Annotated in this window: 17 protein-coding genes; 14 read left to right on the top strand and 3 right to left on the bottom strand. The window is 65.2% G+C overall.

Going from position 1 to position 17,422, the window contains the following annotated elements:
- The first annotated feature begins 285 nt into the window (after positions 1-285).
- The 14 genes from recF to AC1DIQ_RS12385 all read left to right on the top strand — a co-directional run bounded on the left by recF (position 286) and on the right by AC1DIQ_RS12385 (position 14,157).
- The gene (recF, locus tag AC1DIQ_RS12320; protein WP_121043731.1) at positions 286-1,383 is read left to right on the top strand and encodes a DNA replication/repair protein RecF; all 1,098 of its coding nucleotides are present in this window, start codon (positions 286-288) and stop codon (positions 1,381-1,383) included.
- A 113-nt stretch (positions 1,384-1,496) separates the two neighbouring features.
- Entirely contained in the window at positions 1,497-3,956 is a 2,460-nt protein-coding gene (gyrB, locus tag AC1DIQ_RS12325; protein WP_121043734.1) for a DNA topoisomerase (ATP-hydrolyzing) subunit B, read from the top strand.
- 73 nt (positions 3,957-4,029) lie between these two features.
- Positions 4,030-4,881, top strand: coding sequence for a CPBP family intramembrane glutamic endopeptidase (locus AC1DIQ_RS12330; protein ID WP_121043737.1), 852 nt, complete (start codon positions 4,030-4,032; stop codon positions 4,879-4,881).
- Positions 4,882-4,954: 73 nt separating this feature from the next.
- Positions 4,955-5,761 carry a M48 family metallopeptidase gene (locus AC1DIQ_RS12335; protein WP_121043740.1) on the top strand — a complete coding sequence of 269 codons (807 nt, stop codon included), beginning with the start codon at positions 4,955-4,957 and terminating at the stop codon, positions 5,759-5,761.
- A 142-nt stretch (positions 5,762-5,903) separates the two neighbouring features.
- Positions 5,904-7,100: a heme biosynthesis protein HemY gene (locus AC1DIQ_RS12340; protein WP_121043745.1), complete on the top strand. Its 1,197-nt coding sequence runs from the start codon at positions 5,904-5,906 to the stop codon at positions 7,098-7,100.
- A 146-nt stretch (positions 7,101-7,246) separates the two neighbouring features.
- Positions 7,247-7,915: an energy transducer TonB gene (locus AC1DIQ_RS12345; RefSeq protein ID WP_088435269.1), complete on the top strand. Its 669-nt coding sequence runs from the start codon at positions 7,247-7,249 to the stop codon at positions 7,913-7,915.
- Between the two features lie 86 nt (positions 7,916-8,001).
- Complete coding sequence (exbB, locus tag AC1DIQ_RS12350) at positions 8,002-8,760, top strand: TonB-system energizer ExbB (protein ID WP_019184055.1); 759 nt, start codon at positions 8,002-8,004, stop codon at positions 8,758-8,760.
- Positions 8,761-8,817: 57 nt separating this feature from the next.
- Positions 8,818-9,243, top strand: a complete 426-nt coding sequence (locus AC1DIQ_RS12355; protein WP_046272259.1) for an ExbD/TolR family protein — start codon at positions 8,818-8,820, stop codon at positions 9,241-9,243.
- Between the two features lie 3 nt (positions 9,244-9,246).
- Entirely contained in the window at positions 9,247-9,660 is a 414-nt protein-coding gene (locus AC1DIQ_RS12360; RefSeq protein ID WP_046272258.1) for an ExbD/TolR family protein, read from the top strand.
- A 115-nt stretch (positions 9,661-9,775) separates the two neighbouring features.
- Positions 9,776-11,236, top strand: coding sequence for a cardiolipin synthase (gene cls, locus AC1DIQ_RS12365; RefSeq protein ID WP_152152796.1), 1,461 nt, complete (start codon positions 9,776-9,778; stop codon positions 11,234-11,236).
- A gap of 68 nt (positions 11,237-11,304) precedes the next feature.
- Positions 11,305-11,565: a hypothetical protein gene (locus tag AC1DIQ_RS12370; RefSeq protein WP_070474188.1), complete on the top strand. Its 261-nt coding sequence runs from the start codon at positions 11,305-11,307 to the stop codon at positions 11,563-11,565.
- A gap of 4 nt (positions 11,566-11,569) precedes the next feature.
- Entirely contained in the window at positions 11,570-12,313 is a 744-nt protein-coding gene (locus AC1DIQ_RS12375) for a pyridoxine 5'-phosphate synthase (protein WP_478050128.1), read from the top strand.
- Positions 12,314-12,598: 285 nt separating this feature from the next.
- The gene (locus AC1DIQ_RS12380; protein WP_121043751.1) at positions 12,599-13,690 is read left to right on the top strand and encodes a PA0069 family radical SAM protein; all 1,092 of its coding nucleotides are present in this window, start codon (positions 12,599-12,601) and stop codon (positions 13,688-13,690) included.
- A gap of 101 nt (positions 13,691-13,791) precedes the next feature.
- Positions 13,792-14,157, top strand: a complete 366-nt coding sequence (locus AC1DIQ_RS12385; RefSeq protein WP_152152792.1) for a hypothetical protein — start codon at positions 13,792-13,794, stop codon at positions 14,155-14,157.
- Here the strand turns inward: AC1DIQ_RS12385 and AC1DIQ_RS12390 are convergent, their stop codons facing one another.
- The 3 genes from AC1DIQ_RS12390 to AC1DIQ_RS12400 all read right to left on the bottom strand — a co-directional run bounded on the left by AC1DIQ_RS12390 (position 14,158) and on the right by AC1DIQ_RS12400 (position 17,328).
- On the bottom strand, positions 14,158-14,868 hold the full coding sequence (locus tag AC1DIQ_RS12390; protein ID WP_478050129.1) for a 2OG-Fe(II) oxygenase: 711 nt from the start codon (positions 14,866-14,868) through the stop codon (positions 14,158-14,160). It lies immediately after the preceding gene.
- A 109-nt stretch (positions 14,869-14,977) separates the two neighbouring features.
- Positions 14,978-15,994, bottom strand: a complete 1,017-nt coding sequence (locus tag AC1DIQ_RS12395; protein ID WP_152152788.1) for a class 1 fructose-bisphosphatase — start codon at positions 15,992-15,994, stop codon at positions 14,978-14,980.
- A 131-nt stretch (positions 15,995-16,125) separates the two neighbouring features.
- Positions 16,126-17,328 (bottom strand): amino acid aminotransferase, encoded by a 1,203-nt coding sequence (locus tag AC1DIQ_RS12400; protein WP_282260103.1) that lies wholly within the window; start codon positions 17,326-17,328, stop codon positions 16,126-16,128.
- Positions 17,329-17,422: the final 94 nt, after the last annotated feature.

Below are 17,422 nucleotides of genomic sequence, written 5' to 3' on the forward strand. Positions count from 1 at the left end.
GGAGGTTTCACGTGGCGGTCCTGGCCGCGGCGCTGACGTCGGCGGCCGACATCGCGCTTGTCTGTCCCAATGACCGTTGGCGTCACCCGAAATGGACGCATGGCAGACCGAGCCGCCACCGCGCTGAACACCGGGACAGACCGATCGGCTCCTTCCGCCCTCGGCGACGGGTCAGGTACCCACCCGCGGCGCGCGGCGCATCCGGCCACGTGGAACCCGGGCAATGCAGTAAGCTGATCGATTCCCCCTACCCGTCTGCCGCCCCGTGCGGCGTTGATCGTCCGCATGCGCATCCGCCGTTTGTCCCTGCACCAGGTCCGTCGCTTCGATACCGTCGAACTGGCACCACAACCGGGCATCAACCTGATCACCGGTGACAATGGCGCCGGCAAGACCAGTGTCCTGGAGGCGCTGCACGTCATGGCGTATGGACGCAGTTTTCGCGGCCGTGTCCGGGATGGCTTGGTACGCCAGGGCCGGGAGGCGTTGGATGTGTTCGTGGAATGGGATGAGCAGCGCGATGGTGCCGATACCCCGACCCGTCGCAAGGCCGGTCTTCGCCATAGCGGCCAGGAGTGGAAAGGCCGACTGGACGGGGAAGATGTCGCTCAGCTCGGCACGCTGTGTGCCGCACTGGCGGTCGTCACCTTCGAGCCAGGCAGCCATGCGCTGGTGAGTGGCGGTGGTGAGCCCCGTCGGCGGTTCCTCGATTGGGGTTTGTTCCACGTGGAACCAGACTTCATGGGTCTGTGGCGCCGGTACTCGCGGGCTCTAAAACAGCGCAATGCCCTGCTCAAGCAAGGTGGACACCCCCATGCGCTGGATGCGTGGGACCGGGAGCTCGCCGAGGCAGGTGAGCCGCTGACCACCCGCCGTCAGCACTACCTCGAACGGCTGCAGGAACGGACCGTGGAACTGGCCACCGTACTGGCGCCCAATCTGGGGATCCAGTCGCTGAGTTTGAGTCCAGGGTGGCGCAAGCAGGAGGTATCGCTCTCCGACGCGCTGCTGCTGGCACGGGAACGTGACCGGATGGCCGGCTATACCTCGGTCGGCCCGCATCGGGCCGACTGGAGCGTCGGATTCGAGACCATCCCGGGTCGGGATGCGCTTTCGCGCGGCCAGGCCAAACTGACCGCTCTCACCTGCCTGTTGGCGCAGGCCGAGGACTATGCTGAGCAGCGCGGCGAATGGCCGGTGATCGCGCTGGACGATCTTTCGTCAGAGCTGGATCGCCATCACCAGGCGCGGGTGCTGGAACGGCTCAAGGCCGGCCCGGCGCAGATATTCATCACCGCCACCGAGGTACCGGCGGCGCTGGTCGACGCGACAGATATCACCCGGTTCCACGTGGAACATGGACAGGTCCTGGCTGTGCCATAGTGGTCCCCCAGGGGTCACGGTGCCCGGCTGGTATAATTGCTGTTGCAACCCCTTATTACTCGGCGCCCCGCCTCACCGCGGCGGCCCGACCTGCGGAGCCTACGGCAAGCGCAATGACTGAAGAACAGAACATCCCCGCAAACAGCGGCAACTACGACGCCAACAGCATCACCGCCCTGGAAGGCCTCGAGGCTGTCCGCAAGCGTCCTGGTATGTACATCGGCGACGTCCATGACGGCACCGGTCTGCACCACATGGTGTTCGAGGTCGTCGACAACTCCATCGACGAAGCCTTGGCCGGCCACGCCGACAATGTCTCGGTCATGATCCACGCCGATGGCTCGGTTTCGGTGTCGGACAACGGGCGCGGCATTCCCACCGGCAAGCACGAGCAGATGAGCAAGAAGCTCGATCGCGAAGTCTCTGCAGCCGAAGTCGTGATGACGGTGCTGCATGCCGGTGGCAAGTTCGATGACAACAGCTACAAGGTGTCCGGTGGTCTGCACGGCGTGGGTGTCAGCGTGGTCAACGCGCTCTCGCAGAAGCTGCTGCTGGATATCTACCAGGGCGGCTTCCACTACCAGCAGGAATTCGCTGACGGTGCTGCGGTCAACTCGCTCAAGCAGGTCGAAGCCAGCACCAAGCGCGGCACTACCCTGCGCTTCTGGCCGTCGGTGAAGGCGTTCCACGACAACGTGGAGTTCCACTACGACATCCTGGCCCGCCGCCTGCGCGAGCTGTCCTTCCTCAATTCCGGCGTCAAGATCGCGCTGGTCGACGAGCGCGGCGATGGCCGCCGCGACGACTTCCATTACGAAGGCGGCATCCGCAGCTTCGTGGAGCATCTGGCGCAGTTGAAGACGCCGCTGCACCCGAACGTGATCTCGGTCACCGGCGAATCCAACGGCATCGTGGTGGACGTGGCGCTGCAGTGGACCGATTCCTACCAGGAAACGATGTACTGCTTCACCAACAACATTCCGCAGAAGGACGGCGGTACCCATCTGGCCGGCTTCCGCGGCGCGCTGACCCGTGTGCTCAACAACTACATCGAGCAGAACGGCATCGCCAAGCAGGCCAAGATCAACCTGACCGGCGATGACATGCGCGAAGGCATGATCGCGGTGCTGTCGGTGAAGGTGCCGGACCCGAGCTTCTCCAGCCAGACCAAGGAAAAGCTGGTCAGTTCGGATGTGCGCCCGGCGGTGGAAAGTGCCTTCGGCCAGCGCCTGGAAGAATTCCTGCAGGAAAACCCGAACGAAGCCAAGGCGATCGCCGGTAAGATCGTGGACGCGGCGCGTGCACGTGAAGCGGCGCGCAAGGCGCGCGATCTGACCCGCCGCAAGGGGGCGCTGGATATCGCCGGCCTGCCGGGCAAGCTGGCCGACTGCCAGGAAAAGGATCCGGCGCTGTCCGAGCTGTTCATCGTCGAGGGTGACTCGGCAGGTGGCTCGGCCAAGCAGGGCCGCAACCGCAAGAACCAGGCGGTGCTGCCGCTGCGCGGCAAGATCCTCAACGTGGAACGTGCCCGCTTCGACCGCATGCTCGCCTCGGATCAGGTCGGTACGCTGATCACCGCGCTGGGCACCGGCATCGGCCGGGACGAGTACAACCCGGACAAGCTGCGCTACCACCGCATCATCATCATGACCGATGCCGACGTCGACGGCGCGCACATCCGTACGCTGCTGTTGACCTTCTTCTACCGTCAGATGCCGGAACTGATCGAGCGTGGCCACATCTACATCGGCCTGCCGCCGCTGTACAAGATCAAGCAGGGCAAGCAGGAGCTGTACCTGAAGGACGACCCGGCGCTGGACGCGTACCTGGCCAGTAGTGCGGTGGAGAACGCGTCGTTGATCCCGGCCGAAAGCGAGCCGGGCATCGAAGGCGTCGCGCTGGAGAAGCTGTTGCTCTCCTATGCGTCAGCGCAGGAAACCATTGCGCGCAACGGCCATCGCTATGATCGCCAGGTGCTCGAAGCACTGATCGATTTCACCCCGATGGATCTGGAGCACCTGCGCAAGGCCGGCGCCGACGAAGGCCTCGCCGCACTGGCGACCCGCCTCAACCAGGGCAGCCTGGGTTCGCCGCGCTACACGCTGGAACTGCAGGAACCCACCGAGGAGCGTCCGGCCGCGGTGCTGGTCACGCGTCGCCATATGGGCGAACAGCTGATCCAGGTGCTGCCGCTGGGTGCGTTTGAAACCGGTGAACTGCGTGCCCTGCACCAGTCTTCCCTCCTGCTGCACGGCCTGGTCCGTGCCGGTGCGAAGATCAGCCGTGGTGCGAAGTCGGCCGAGGTGGCCAGCTTCGCCGAAGCACGCAACTGGCTGCTGGACGAAGCCAAGAAGGGCCGCCAGATCCAGCGATTCAAGGGTCTGGGTGAAATGAATCCCGAGCAGCTCTGGGACACCACGGTCAATCCCGACACCCGTCGCCTGCTCCAGGTGCGGATCGAGGATGCCGTGGCGGCCGACCAGATCTTCAGCACCCTGATGGGCGACGTGGTCGAGCCGCGCCGCGACTTCATCGAAGACAACGCCCTGAAGGTCGCCAACCTGGATATCTGACACAATCGGGGACGGGCCGGCCGGGTGCGACCTGCACCCTGGCCGGCCATCGCCCCCCGATGCCAGGAATCCGATGTCCGCTACCCCCCCGGCGTCCATGACGCCTCCGCTGCCCCCTGCCGTCCCGTCATCGCCGCGCAAGCCGGGTTCCCCGCTCGCGGGCTTCTTCATCGACCTGGGCATTGGCGTGCTGGTGCTGCTGTCGCTGAGCCTGATCAGCGGCTTGGTCTGGGGGCTGTACCGCGGTGCGATCGTTGGCTACCAGGCCGCACGCGACGGTGCGGATGCTTCGGCCGTTGCCGGTCTTGCCCAGCAGCTGGGCCAACCCGGGGCGCTCGCCCAGATCCTGATGGCGCTCGTTGCTACCGGTGGTGCCGCGCTGGTGCTGTATTTCTTCCGTCGCCGGGCCACGCCCGCCGAACGTGTGCTGTCCTTCCAGGCGGCACGTCGCCCCTCGACATGGGGGTGGACATTGCTGGTGGCCACCGGTGTGATCATCGGCAGCAACCTGATCGCATGGTTGGCCAAGCAGGGGGGCATCGAACCGGTGCCGACCAATCTGGCGCTGATGGAACAGGCAATCACGCGTTTCCCCTGGTTCCTTGCCCTGTTTGCCGTCGTGCTCGCGCCGGCCTATGAAGAACTGTTGTTCCGCCGTGTCCTGTTCGGTCGCCTGTGGCAGGCCGGTCGCCCGGTGTTGGGCATCGTCCTGAGCAGCCTGGCCTTCGCTCTGGTACATGAAATCCCCGGCACCAGTGCCAATGGCCCGTGGGAAATCGCCCAGCTATGGCTCGTCTATGGCGGCATGGGTGCGGCCTTCGCCTGGCTCTACCAACGCACCGGAACCTTGTGGGCGCCGATCGCCGCGCATGGCTTGAACAACGGCATCGCCCTGGTCGCGCTGATGTTCCTGGGCATCCATTGATCGATCACGCGGCTTGACGAAAATTTACGTCGCCGCGTTCCACACTGCGCACATGAACACGGGGGGATCGCACATGAAACCAGTGCTGTTGGGAATTGCCATCGCCATGCTGGTGAGCGCATGCGCCACCACGACCTCACCTACCGGCCGCCGCCAGATGGTCGGCGGTGTTTCGCAGGCCGAGCTGGACCAGCTGGGCGCGCAGGCGTTCACCGAGACCAAGTCCAAGGGAACCCTCAGCAAGGACCCGAAGCAGACCGCGTACGTGCAGTGCGTGGTCAATGCGCTGGTCGCCCAGTTGCCGCCTCAGTACCGTGGCGTACGGTGGGAGACGGCGTTGATGGTCGACAAGGAGCCCAACGCGTTCGCCCTGCCCGGCGGCAAAGTCGGGGTCAATACCGGCATCTTCACGGTCGCCAGGAACCAGGATCAGCTGGCCGCTGTGATCGGCCACGAGATCGGGCACGTCATCTCCCGCCACCACGAAGAACGCATCACCCGCCAGATGGGGGCGCAGACCGGCTTGTCGGTTCTGGGCGCGCTGGCGGGCGCCGCGTACGGTGAGGGCGCGGCCAGTACCGTCAGCCAGCTTGGCGGCGCCGGTGCGCAGGCCGCGTTCCTGCTGCCCGGCTCGCGGACCCAGGAAAGCGAAGCCGATATCGTCGGCCAGCGGCTGATGGCCGAGGCCGGTTTCAACCCCGCCCAGGCAGTGGATCTGTGGCAGAACATGATGGCCGCCAGTGGTGGTCGCTCGCCCCAATGGCTGTCCACTCACCCCGATCCGGCCAACCGTATCCGCGAACTTCAGCGAGACGCGCCGTCCCTGAGTGGTGTATACCAACAAGCCCAGGCGGCCGGGCGCAGGCCGAAGTGCGGTTGACGCGCCCGGAGATGGCCCAAAGATGCTGTATTGCAGCATCGGAAACGATTTCTCACGCCATCAGTTTCTGATACGTTTGGCGGCTCAGATTTTTCTGACAGTCCGTTTTGATGCCGCTGCGGCGGTTCGATCGAGGTGAAAGATGATTTTCAGCAACCACAAGCAAGCCGTCCTTTCCGTCCTCATCGCGACCGCTGTAAGTGGCGCCATGATCACCGATGCCTTCGCCCAGGCCCGCTCGGCGGAGCGTGGCGCGCGGGGTGGGCAGAAGCAGGCCAAGGCCGAAGTGCTCTACCCGAATGCGACCCGCCAGGAGCCGGAGCAGAAGTCCTCGGCCAAGGTCGGCCCGAAGCTGCAGAAAATGATTGACAGCTACAACGACCAGAAGTTCCCGGAGACGCGCGCGCAGGCTGACGAAATCCTGGCGAACCCGGCCGCCAACACCTACGACAAGTCGCTCGCCGCGCAGCTCGCCTCGCAGGCGGCCTACCAGCTGGACGACGTCGCCTCGGCCAAGAAGTACCTCGAGCAGGCGCTGCAGCTCGGCGGCCTGGACAACAACGGCCACTATCAGTCGATGCTGATGCTCGGGCAGCTGCAGCTGCAGGACGATCAGATCAACGAAGGCCTGGCCACGCTGGACAAGTACTTCGCCGAGACCAAGTCGAACAAGCCCGAAGAGCTGATCGCCAAGGGCCAGGCGCTGTACCAGGCCGAGCGCTATGCCGAGGCCATCCCGGTGCTGCAGCAGGCCATCGCCGGCTCGCCCGAGCCGAAGGACAACTGGAACCAGCTGCTGATGGCTGCCATGGCCGAAGCCGGCCAGACCGGTGAAGCGGTCAAGCAGGCCGAAGCGCTGGCCGCCAAGAACCCGAACGACAAGAAGGTGCAGTTGAATCTGGCCAGCATGTACATGCAGGCCGACCAGATGGACCAGGCCGGCGCTGTCATGGCCAAGCTGTACGCTGCCGGCCAGCTGACCGACGAGCGCGAGTACAAGCAGCTGTACTCGATCTACGCCAACAGCGAGAACAAAGAAAAGGACGTCATTGCCGTTATCAATGATGGCCTGCAGAAAAACATCCTGAAGCCGGATTATCAGGTATACCTGGCATTGGCCCAGGCGTACTACTACTCCGACCCGCAGCAGACGGACAAGGCGATCGAGGCGTGGCAGAAGGCTGCCCCGCTTTCCAAGGACGGCGAGACCTACCTGAATCTGGCACGCGTGCTGCATTCGGAAGGTCGCATTCCGGAGGCCAAGCAGGCCGCCCAGCAAGCGCTGGCGAAGGGTGTGAAGAACCAGGCGGATGCCAAGAAAATCATCAACCTGAAGTAAGTAGGAATAACGCCTGAACGCCTGCATAAGTGATGCGCAGGCGCTCAGGATTGGTATAAGCTTGGAGGTTCCTGCGGTGTCATGCACCGCTGATCATGGGCTACCTGTCCCCGGGTATCCCGGCCCCACTAATGAGCTCTTGGCGCATGACGGAACAACTAGTCGTTCACAGGTACGAACAACGCGATGACACCGGCCTCTCCTGGCCGCGTATCGTGGGTATCGCTTTTGTAATCGCACTGCATCTCGCCGCCTTCATGATGCTTCTGATCCCCGCCGTGGCTCCCAAGGCCGTCGCGGAGAAAGAACGCAACATCATGGTGACCCTGGTCGACGCTCCGCCGCCGCCACCACCGCCGCCGCCGCCGCCGCCGCCGGATGACACCCCGCCGCCGCCGGTCAAGAACCTGTCGCCGCCGAAGCCGTCCCCGGTTCCGCCGCCGCCGCAGGCTCCTGTGGTCGATATCCCGGACCCGCGTCCGACCGACATCGTCACGCCGCCTTCGCCGCCGTCGCCGCCGCAGCCGCCGAGCACCATTGAGGCAAGCGTCGACATCTCGTCGAAGAACATGAACCCCCCGCGTTACCCGCCGGCCGCGTTCCGTGCTGGTATCCAGGGTGAAGTCATCCTGATCATTGACGTCGATGCCAATGGCAACGTCACCAATGTGTCGGTCGAGAAGTCCAGCCGTAACCGTGACCTCGATCGCGCCGCCATGGACGCAGCTCGCAAGTGGAGCTTCCGTTCCGCGGAATCGGGCGGGAAGAAGGTCGCAGGTCGCGTTCGCGTCCCGGTCAACTTTGCGCTGAACTGATAGTGGCCGGTGGCCCGCCGGCCACCGACCCTAGCGGTTATTTCTAGCAATACCCTTTATCACCACACACAACAAAGGTAAGCGTCATGCTGCAGGAACTTTTCATCGCCGCTGCTGCCGGGGGCAACTCCAACGCCCTGTCGCAGATGGGCTTCGAGCACCTGATCCACGAGATGACCACCCAGCCGGGTGACTTCGCCGTCTCCTGGGTCGTGCTGCTGACCCTGATCATCATGTCGGCCATGTCCTGGTACTGGACCGTCATCAACATCTTCCGCGCCACCCGTCTGAAGGCTGCTGCCGACAAGGTCGTGAGCCTGTTCTGGGATACCCCGAACGCCCAGGACGCCATCCGTGCGATGGAAGAACAGCCGGCTTCGGAGCCCTTCTCCAAGATCGCTCTGGACGCTGCACAGGCTGCTGCGCACCACCAGCGTTCGGAAGGCGGCACCTCGGGTGGCCTGGGTGAAAACCTGAGCCGTTCGGAGTTCGTCGATCGCGCCCTGCGTCAGGCCGTGACCCGCGAAAGCAACAACCTGCAGTCGGGCATGACCCTGCTGGCCACCGTCGGCGCGACCGCTCCGTTCGTGGGTCTGCTGGGTACCGTGTGGGGCATCTACGGCGCGCTGATCAAGATCGGTGCCACCGGTTCCGCCTCGATCGACGCCGTTGCCGGCCCGGTGGGTGAAGCACTGATCATGACCGCCATCGGTCTGTTCGTGGCTATCCCGGCCGTGTTCGCCTTCAACTTCTTCAGCAAGATCAACAGCGCCACGATCAGCAAGTTCGATACGTTCGCTCACGACCTGCACGACTTCTTCGCCACCGGTTCGCGCGTTCGCTAATAGCGACGCGCGTCACCCAGCGAGAACGTAGTCAACACGATCTAGACGGAGCCCGTTATGGCTTTCAGTAGTGGTAACAGCGGCGGCCCCATGGCCGACATCAACGTTACGCCCCTCGTGGACGTGATGCTGGTGCTGCTGATCATCTTCATCATCACGGCGCCCCTGATGTCCCACAAGGTCAAGGTGGATCTGCCTGAGGCCAACCTGGTGCAGAATCCGGAAGACGCTGAAAAGCGGGCGAGCCCGATCACCTTGGCAGTCAAGGAAGACGGCTCGATCTACTGGAACGACGAGGAAATCGACAAGCAGACTCTTGAGTCGCGCTTGGCGACCGCCGCCCAGCAGACCCCGCAGCCGCCCCTCAACCTGCGTGGTGATCGCACCACCAAGATGCGCGTCATCAATGAGATGACGAAGGTCGCGCAGGAACAGGGCATGCTCGACGTGGGCTTCGTCGCCACCAAAGTAAAGGGGCAGTAAGCCATGGCGTTCAGTACTGGTGGTAACAAAGGCCCCATGGCCGACATCAACGTCACGCCCCTGGTGGACGTGATGCTGGTGCTGCTGATCATCTTCATCGTCACCGCGCCGATCATGACGTACCCGATCGCCGTTGACCTGCCGCAGCGCGTGCTCAACCCACCGCCGGTGACGGTCGAACCGCCGCCGCCGATCGAGCTGAAGGTGGACGCCAGCAACCAGGTGTCGTGGAACAACAGCCCCGTGGCTGTGGGCGAACTGCAGCAGCGTATGGAACAGGAAGTGCAGCGCGATCCGACCAACCAGCCGGAACTGCGCATCGATGCCAGCCCGGACTCCGAGTACGACGTGATGGCCAAGGTGTTGGCTGCCGCGAAGAATGCTCAGATGAAGAAGATCGGCTTCGTACAGCAGTAATACGCAATACGCAGTCATGACGCGACTGGAAAACGCCCCTGGAAACAGGGGCGTTTTTTTTGTGCCGCCGGCCGTGGATACGCGCCAGCGCCACGCCGCCCGCTATCATCCGGCCATGCTCGCAACCTTCGACGTCTTCGGGGACTGGCTCGATGCCATCCCCCACCTGCGCCCCCTGATGGTGGCGGCCTACATTCTCTATCTGCTGTGGCTGACCGGCTGGATCATGCTGCAGAAGCGCGAGCCGGTCGCCACGTTGAGCTGGATCCTGTCGCTGGCCGCCCTGCCCTACCTCGGGCTCTTCATCTACTACCTGCTCGGCCCGCAGAAGGTGAAGCGGCAGCGCCTGCGCCGTGGCCGTTCGCGTTCGGGCATGGAGCACTACAGCAGCGTCTGCCCACCGGACGCGGACTGCACCGAGCTGGCCAAGATCGCCCAGGCCACCACCGGGCTGTCACCCAGCTCGGCCACCGAAGTGGAGTGGCTGGTCGACGGTGCGGCCACCTACAGCGCGCTGCTCGCGGCCGTGGCCAAGGCGCAGGATCACCTGCACCTGGAGTACTACATCTTCAATCCGGACCACGCCGGCACCGCGCTGCGCGATGCGCTGACCGAGCGTGCCGCGGCGGGTGTACGGGTGCGCCTGCTGCTCGACGCGGTCGGCTCCTCCTCCATCCGCAAGCGCTTCCTGCAGCCGCTGCTGGATGCCGGTGCCGAAGTGGTGTGGTTCCATCCCCGGCAGCTGCTCAAGCCGTTCAAGCGGCCGTGGTTGAACCTGCGCACGCACCGCAAGCTGGTCATCATCGATGGCCTGCAGGCGTTCACCGGTGGCATCAACATCACCGATGAGGAAGACGAGAGCGTCCGCCCGGATGCGTATCGCGACCTGCACATGCGCCTGCGTGGCCACGTGGTGCGCAGCCTGCAGCTGGTCTTCATCGAGGATTGGATCTACGCCACCGGCCAGGAGCCGGCGCGCTTCAACATCGCGCAGTTGTGGCCGGAGACCATGCCCAGCCGCAGCGAGGGCAGCATCAATGCGCAGGTGCTGGTCTCCGGGCCGGATTCGTCGTGGGAGACCATCCACCGCCTGCACGTGGCGGCGATCCACGAAGCCAAGGAGCGCGTCTGGCTGGTGACGCCCTACTTCGTGCCCGGCGAAGCCGCGCGCATGGCACTGACCTCGGCCGCACTCGGCGGCCTGGACGTGCGCCTGCTGGTGCCCAAGATGAGCGACTCCTGGTTCGTCACCCAGGCCGCGCGCTCCTACTTCGACGAGCTGCTGCAGGCCGGGGTCAAGATCTACGAGTATGGCCCGCGCATGCTGCATACCAAGGCCTTCATCGCCGATGATGACGTGTGCATCGTTGGCAGTGCCAACTTCGATCACCGCAGCTTCCGGCTCAACTTCGAGCTCTCGATGATGATCAGCGATACCGGCCGCGTTGCCGCGCTGGCCGAGATCCTGCTCGCCGAATACAGCAGCGCCTCACCGGTCTACAACGACCGCCAGCGTTCGCTGTGGCGGCACCGTGTGCCCGAGGCGTTCGCCCGCCTGGCCTCGCCGCTGCTGTAGCCACTGCTCCCCGTGGAACCGCACCCGGCGCCAGCGCTACACTGGCCCGGTCAATCGGGGAGAACGACATGTACTGGCTGTTTCTGCTGTTCGCGCTGGCCTGTTTCGGCATGGCGCTCAAGACCCCCCACATGGGGCTGATGGCGCTGTCGCTGCTGGGCACCCTGGTGTTCCTGCTGGCGTGGGTCCGCGGCCTCTACGTGGCCCGCTTCGGCGATGTGCAGCCCACCCGCGCGGCCATCACCGATCCCAACGAACTCCGTCGGCTGCGGGAGCTCGCCCTTCAGGCGCGTACCCCGGCCGCTCAGGGTGAATCCGACCCCTCGTAGTGCCATGACCCAACTCAGCGTCAACGTGAACAAGATCGCCGTCCTGCGCAACTCGCGCGGTGGCACCGACCCGGACGTGCTGCAGGCCGCCCGTGCCTGCCTGGATGCCGGCGCGCACGGCATCACCGTGCACCCGCGCCCGGACCGCCGCCACATCCATGCCGAGGACGTGCTGGCGCTGTCCGCGCTGACGGCCGAGCGAGGCGTGGAGTTCAACATCGAGGGCAACCCGTTCGCGCCCTCGCGTGAGGGCTACCCCGGGCTGCTGCCGCTGTGCGCGCAGACCCGCCCCGCCCAGGCCACCCTGGTGCCGGACAGCGACGGCCAGCTCACTTCCGACCACGGCTTTGATTTCGGCCGTGATGCACAGCGCCTGCGCCCGCTGATCACCGAGTTGAAGACGTACGGCTGCCGGGTCAGCCTGTTCGTGGACGCAGGCAACCCCGACATCGCCCAAGCCGCGGCCATCGGTGCCGACCGCGTGGAGCTCTACACCGGCCCCTACGCCGAGGCGCATGCCGCCGGCGATGCCACCGCGATGCTGGCGGTGTTTGCCGATGCCGCCCGCCGCGCCCAGGCGGCCGGCCTGGGCGTCAACGCCGGCCACGACCTGTCGCAGGACAACCTGGCCGATTTCCTGCGGACCGTGCCGGACGTGCTGGAAGTCTCGATCGGCCACGCCCTGATCAGCGAGGCGCTGTACGACGGGCTGGATGCCACGGTGAAGGGATATCTGCGGCTGCTGTGATGCGGCGCATACCCTGCGGCCAAGGCGCCCGGGATCCGGTAGGAGCCGACCGTTGGTGGGCTCGTTCGCCCCGGTGACACGGCACTCCCGGCGCACGCTCCAGCCCTGTGGATAATCTAGGGGATCAAACCGATCACCTCCCCTTGCAGCCCTTGACTCGCAAGGGTTTCACTTCCCTTTACGCCTGTGGTTAGTAATACTACTAACCATGGCTATTCCCTATCCCCGCCGTTGCCACGCCACGACGTCTCATTCCCTGAGACCTCGCGGCGATAGCCTTTGACCATGGGTATTGCGATCAAAGGCCGGGGCTCCCGGACGCACCTGGCGGGCCGCTTCGAGGTCACCGTCAGCGAAGCGATGGACGACGGCTGGGCGCCGGACGAGAGCGAGGAGTTCGCCGCGCCGCGCCTGCGCACCGAAGTGCGCGCCGAGACCGCGCGCAGCATCATCAGCCGCAACAAGTCGCCGGACGTCGGCTTCAGCCAGTCGGTCAATCCGTACCGCGGCTGCGAGCACGGGTGCTCCTATTGCTTCGCCCGGCCCTCGCACGCCTATCTCAATCTCTCGCCCGGTCTGGACTTCGAGACCAAGCTGTTCGCCAAGACCAATGCGCCGCAGCTGCTGCGCAAGGAGTTCTCGCGCCCCGGCTACGTGCCGCAGCCGATCGCGCTGGGCATCAATACCGACGCCTACCAGCCGATCGAGCGCAAGCTCAAACTCACCCGCCAGCTGATCGAGGTGATGCTGGAAACCCAGCATCCCTTCTCGCTGATCACCAAGAATGCGCTGGTCGAGCGCGACATCGACCTGCTTGCGCCGCTGGCCGAAAAGCACCTGGTCAGCGTGCACTTCTCGGTGACCTCGCTGGACCCCCACCTGTCGGCCAAACTGGAACCGCGCGCCTCGGCCCCGCATGCACGGCTGCGCGCGATGCGTCGCCTGAGCGATGCCGGCATCCCGGTCGGGGTGATGGTCGCGCCGGTGATCCCGTGGATCAACGATGCCGAACTGGAAGCTGTGCTCGAGGCCGCACACGATGCCGGTGCCACCACCGCCGGCTACGTGCTGCTGCGCCTGCCGCTGGAAGTGGCGCCGCTGTTCCGCGATTGGCTCGACACCCACCATCCGGACCGCGCGACACACGTGATGAGCACCATCAACCAGCTGCGCGGTGGCAAGGATTACAACAGCCAGTTCGGCACGCGCATGCGCGGCGAAGGGGTCTACGCCGATCTGCTGTCCAACCGTTTCAAGCTGGCCCGCAAGCGCCTGGGCTTCGATGCGCAGCACAGCCATTGGCCGAAGCTGGACTGCACCCGCTTCCTGCGCCCGTTGCCGCCGCGGGCGGAGTCACCGCAGGGCTCGTTGTTCTGATCAGCCCCCGATGGACTTTGGGATGCGCCCGACCAACAATCGGGCCAAGGCGCCGCGCCGCGGTCGCCTGACGTCCATATCGGATATCCAAGGGGAACCACATGTCATCGGCAGCCACCTCGGCCGCGGCGAACGCGGCCAACATCGCGATCAACGCCGCCATCACCGCAGCGGTGCAGCAGCAGCGCGACGCGTTGATTGCACACTTCACCGGCCATCAGGCGTTGTCACCGCAGAGCGCGATCGCTGCCGACACCATCGATCCTGCACTGCAGGTGCCGCTGACGCACTACCGCGACAACGGCGTCATCCGCGAGGCGGGCGGTGATCGTCTCTATCTGGATCTGGACGTGCTGGCCGGGCTGAAGGCGAAGGCGAAGCGTACCGGGCGCAATGTGCTGATCACGGTGATGGTGTTGGCCATGGTGGTGGTGGTCGGTGCAGTGTTGCTGGTGTGGGCGCGCTGATCAATTCCCACCAAACAATTTCTGCGCACTCTGGAAAAGAATCCAGCTCGTTGCAATGAACTTGTCCCCACCCTGCGGCCGGTTACCCCGATGTGTGTGGGTAAACGCCGTCGGTGCGATCAACAGGCTGCCCCTGCGCGGCGCGACCTTGCGGCCCTGGAACAGGAACTCGGTTTCGCCGGCATCGAAATCGTCGTTGAGGTAGAGCGTCCACAGCAGGTGGCGGTGCAGTGTTTCGCCGGCTGGATCGCGCGGATACAGCTCGCAGTGCCAGTACGGATAGCCGCCCTCGCCCGCCGCATACCATTGCAGATTGATGGCACCGGGCCGCAGGCAGGTGCGGGCCAGGTCGGACAGCGTGGCGTCGTCCATGTCGGGGAAATCCTCGGCTGCCAACCGGCGCGGTTGGCCGTCGCTGTCCTGGATCTGCAACATCAACGGCGAGATCAGGGCCTGTGGATAACGGCGTAGATAAGTCAGCAAACCCTTGAAAACCGCCTGCTGCAGCACCGCTTCGGCCTGCCGCCACTCGGGCCGCCCGCTGATGCGAAGATCCTTGCTGTGCTTGAGTTCCGGGAACACACCGCTGCCCACTTCGCCCGGCTGCAACTGCGCACTGGATCGCATCTGGGCCTGCAGGGCCGCGCAGACCTCGTTGGGGACGGCGTTGTGGATTACTTCGATGAAATCGAGCGGCGCGTCGGCAGTCATGGGGGCATCCGTGGGCACGAATGGCCGATGGTGACCGCTGCCGTGGCCGATGTCACGCCGTTGCCACGTCACAACAGGGCTGACCGGACGGCCAGCCCTGTGTAGGAAATCAACCCGCTGCGCTGTCGTGTTCGCGGTGGTAACGGGTGGCTTGCTCCACCTCATTGCGCGAGCCGAGGAACACCGGCACGCGCTGGTGCAGCTGATCGGGCTGGATGTCGAGAATGCGCTCGCGGCCGGTGGTGGCGGCGCCGCCGGCCTGTTCGACCAGCAGGCCCATCGGGTTGGCTTCGTACATCAGGCGCAGCTTGCCGGCCTTGGATGGATCCTTCGTGTCCCACGGGTAGATGAAGATGCCGCCGCGGGTCAGGATGCGATGCACGTCGGCGACCATGCTGGCGATCCAGCGCATGTTGAAGTTCTTGCCGCGCGCACCTTCCTTGCCGGCCAGCAGGTCCTGCACGTAGCCCTGCATCGGGGTTTCCCAATGCCGCTGGTTGGACATGTTGATCGCGAATTCCTGGGTGTCCGCCGGAATCTGCATGTCCGGCGTGGTCAGCACGAACTCGCCCTTCTCGCGGTCCAGGGTGAACGCGTGCGTGCCGTGGCCGACGGTGAGCACCATCTGCGTGCTCGGCCCGTAGATGCAGTAGCCGGCCGCGACCTGCGCGGTACCCGGCTGCAGGAAGCTGGCATCGCTGGGCTGCTCGGTGCCCGGCGGGCAGCGCAGCACCGAGAAGATGGTGCCGACCGACACGTTGACGTCGATGTTGGAGCTGCCATCGAGGGGATCGAACAGCAGCAGGAAGTCACCGCGCGGGTAGGTGTCGGGCACCGGCTGGCAGTGGTCCATTTCTTCCGAGGCGCAGGCGGCGAGGTGGCCGCCCCAGGCATTGGCTTCCAGCAGGATCTCGTTGCTGATCACGTCCAGCTTCTTCTGCGCTTCGCCCTGCACGTTGCCGGTACCGGCTTCGCCGAGCACACCGCCCAGCGCGCCCTTGCTGACCGCGATGGAGATGCTGGTGCAGGCGCGGGCGACGACAGCGATCAGCTGGCGCAGATCGGCGTTGATGCGGCCGGCATGTTGCTCTTCGATCAGATAGCGGGTCAGCGACGTCTGGGACATGGAATCAGGCGGCCTTCAGAGGAGAAGCGCCTATTGTCGCCCTTCGCCGGAGCCATTACGAGGCGCGGGCGGCGCCAGATAGCAGAACGGCCGCGCATGGCGGCCGTTCTGCTTCAGAGGGGCGATATCGCTCAGCCCTTGCTGACGGTCGCCACGGCCTTGGCCACGTATGCCAGGTTGCCCTGGTTGAGTGCGGCCACGCAGATGCGGCCGGTACCGACGGCGTAGATTGCGAACTCGTCGCGCAGGCGGTCCACCTGGGCGCGGCTCAGGCCCGAGTACGAGAACATGCCCGCCTGGTCGTTGATGAAGGCGTATTCCGGTGCGCCGGCGGCGACCAGATTCTCCACCAGGCCATGACGCAGGGCGTGGATGCGCTCACGCATCTCGGTCAGTTCCGCTTCCCACACCTGGCGCAGCTCAACGCTGTTGAGCACGCCGGCCACCAGCGCGGCGCCGTGGTTGGACGGGCTGGAGTAGATCGTGCGGATGATGCGCTTGACCTGCGACTGCACGGCCTTGGCCGCGTTCGCGTCCGGGGCGACCACCGACAGCGCGCCAATGCGCTCGCCATACAGCGAGAACGACTTGGAGTACGAGTTGGCGACCACGAAGCTGTCGATGCCGGCCTCGGCGATGATGCGCACGGCGGCGCCGTCTTCGCTGATGCCCTTGTCGAAGCCCTGGTAGGCCATGTCGATGAATGGGAACAGCTGGCGATCCTTCAGCAGCTCGGCCACCTGCTTCCACTGCGCGACCGTGAGGTCGGCACCGGTCGGGTTGTGGCAGCACGCGTGCAGCAGCACCACGGTGCCCGGCTGCAGCTTGGCCAGGTCGGCCAGCATGCCGTCGAAGTCCACGCCGTGGGTGGCGGCATCGAAGTAGGTGTAATCGACCACGTCGAAGCCGGCCGCGCCGAATACCGCGCGATGGTTTTCCCAGCTCGGGTTGCTGATGGCGATGGTGGCGTGCGGCAACAGCTTGTGCAGCAGGTCCGCGCCGATGCGAAGCGCACCGCTGCCGCCGATCGTCTGCGAGGTGGCCACGCGGCCGGCGGCCAGCAGCGGCGAGTCCTTGCCGAAGACCAGCTCGCGGGTGGCCTGGTTGTAGGCCGGCAGACCGTCGATCGGCAGGTAGCCGCGCGGTTTGGCGTCATTGGCCAGCTGCTGTTCGATCTTGTTCACGGCGCGGAGCAGCGGGATGCGGCCGCTCTCGTCGTAATAGATGCCCACGCCCAGGTTGACCTTGATCGGGCGGCTGTCGGCGTTGTAAGCCTCGGTCAGGCCCAGGATCGGGTCGCCTGGGACCAGTTCCACATTTGCAAAGAAGGACACGGCGGTACTCATTCGGATGACGGAAGGGGGAGGGTGGCGCGACGCGGAGTTGGCGGCAGAATCAGCCAAAACCGACCCATCGTAACAAAGCCCC

This window comes from Stenotrophomonas sp. 05L413, from assembly GCF_056397945.1.

What these genes read in the sequence shown, in the direction of transcription:
- recF (WP_121043731.1), top strand. Translation starts at nt 286, where the DNA reads ATGCGCATCCGCCGTTTGTCCCTGCACCAGGTCCGTCGCTTCGATACC.
- gyrB (WP_121043734.1), top strand. Translation starts at nt 1,497, where the DNA reads ATGACTGAAGAACAGAACATCCCCGCAAACAGCGGCAACTACGACGCC.
- AC1DIQ_RS12330 (WP_121043737.1), top strand. Translation starts at nt 4,030, where the DNA reads ATGTCCGCTACCCCCCCGGCGTCCATGACGCCTCCGCTGCCCCCTGCC.
- AC1DIQ_RS12335 (WP_121043740.1), top strand. Translation starts at nt 4,955, where the DNA reads ATGAAACCAGTGCTGTTGGGAATTGCCATCGCCATGCTGGTGAGCGCA.
- AC1DIQ_RS12340 (WP_121043745.1), top strand. Translation starts at nt 5,904, where the DNA reads ATGATTTTCAGCAACCACAAGCAAGCCGTCCTTTCCGTCCTCATCGCG.
- AC1DIQ_RS12345 (WP_088435269.1), top strand. Translation starts at nt 7,247, where the DNA reads ATGACGGAACAACTAGTCGTTCACAGGTACGAACAACGCGATGACACC.
- exbB (WP_019184055.1), top strand. Translation starts at nt 8,002, where the DNA reads ATGCTGCAGGAACTTTTCATCGCCGCTGCTGCCGGGGGCAACTCCAAC.
- AC1DIQ_RS12355 (WP_046272259.1), top strand. Translation starts at nt 8,818, where the DNA reads ATGGCTTTCAGTAGTGGTAACAGCGGCGGCCCCATGGCCGACATCAAC.
- AC1DIQ_RS12360 (WP_046272258.1), top strand. Translation starts at nt 9,247, where the DNA reads ATGGCGTTCAGTACTGGTGGTAACAAAGGCCCCATGGCCGACATCAAC.
- cls (WP_152152796.1), top strand. Translation starts at nt 9,776, where the DNA reads ATGCTCGCAACCTTCGACGTCTTCGGGGACTGGCTCGATGCCATCCCC.
- AC1DIQ_RS12370 (WP_070474188.1), top strand. Translation starts at nt 11,305, where the DNA reads ATGTACTGGCTGTTTCTGCTGTTCGCGCTGGCCTGTTTCGGCATGGCG.
- AC1DIQ_RS12375 (WP_478050128.1), top strand. Translation starts at nt 11,570, where the DNA reads ATGACCCAACTCAGCGTCAACGTGAACAAGATCGCCGTCCTGCGCAAC.
- AC1DIQ_RS12380 (WP_121043751.1), top strand. Translation starts at nt 12,599, where the DNA reads ATGGGTATTGCGATCAAAGGCCGGGGCTCCCGGACGCACCTGGCGGGC.
- AC1DIQ_RS12385 (WP_152152792.1), top strand. Translation starts at nt 13,792, where the DNA reads ATGTCATCGGCAGCCACCTCGGCCGCGGCGAACGCGGCCAACATCGCG.
- AC1DIQ_RS12390 (WP_478050129.1), bottom strand. Translation starts at nt 14,868, where the DNA reads ATGACTGCCGACGCGCCGCTCGATTTCATCGAAGTAATCCACAACGCC.
- AC1DIQ_RS12395 (WP_152152788.1), bottom strand. Translation starts at nt 15,994, where the DNA reads ATGTCCCAGACGTCGCTGACCCGCTATCTGATCGAAGAGCAACATGCC.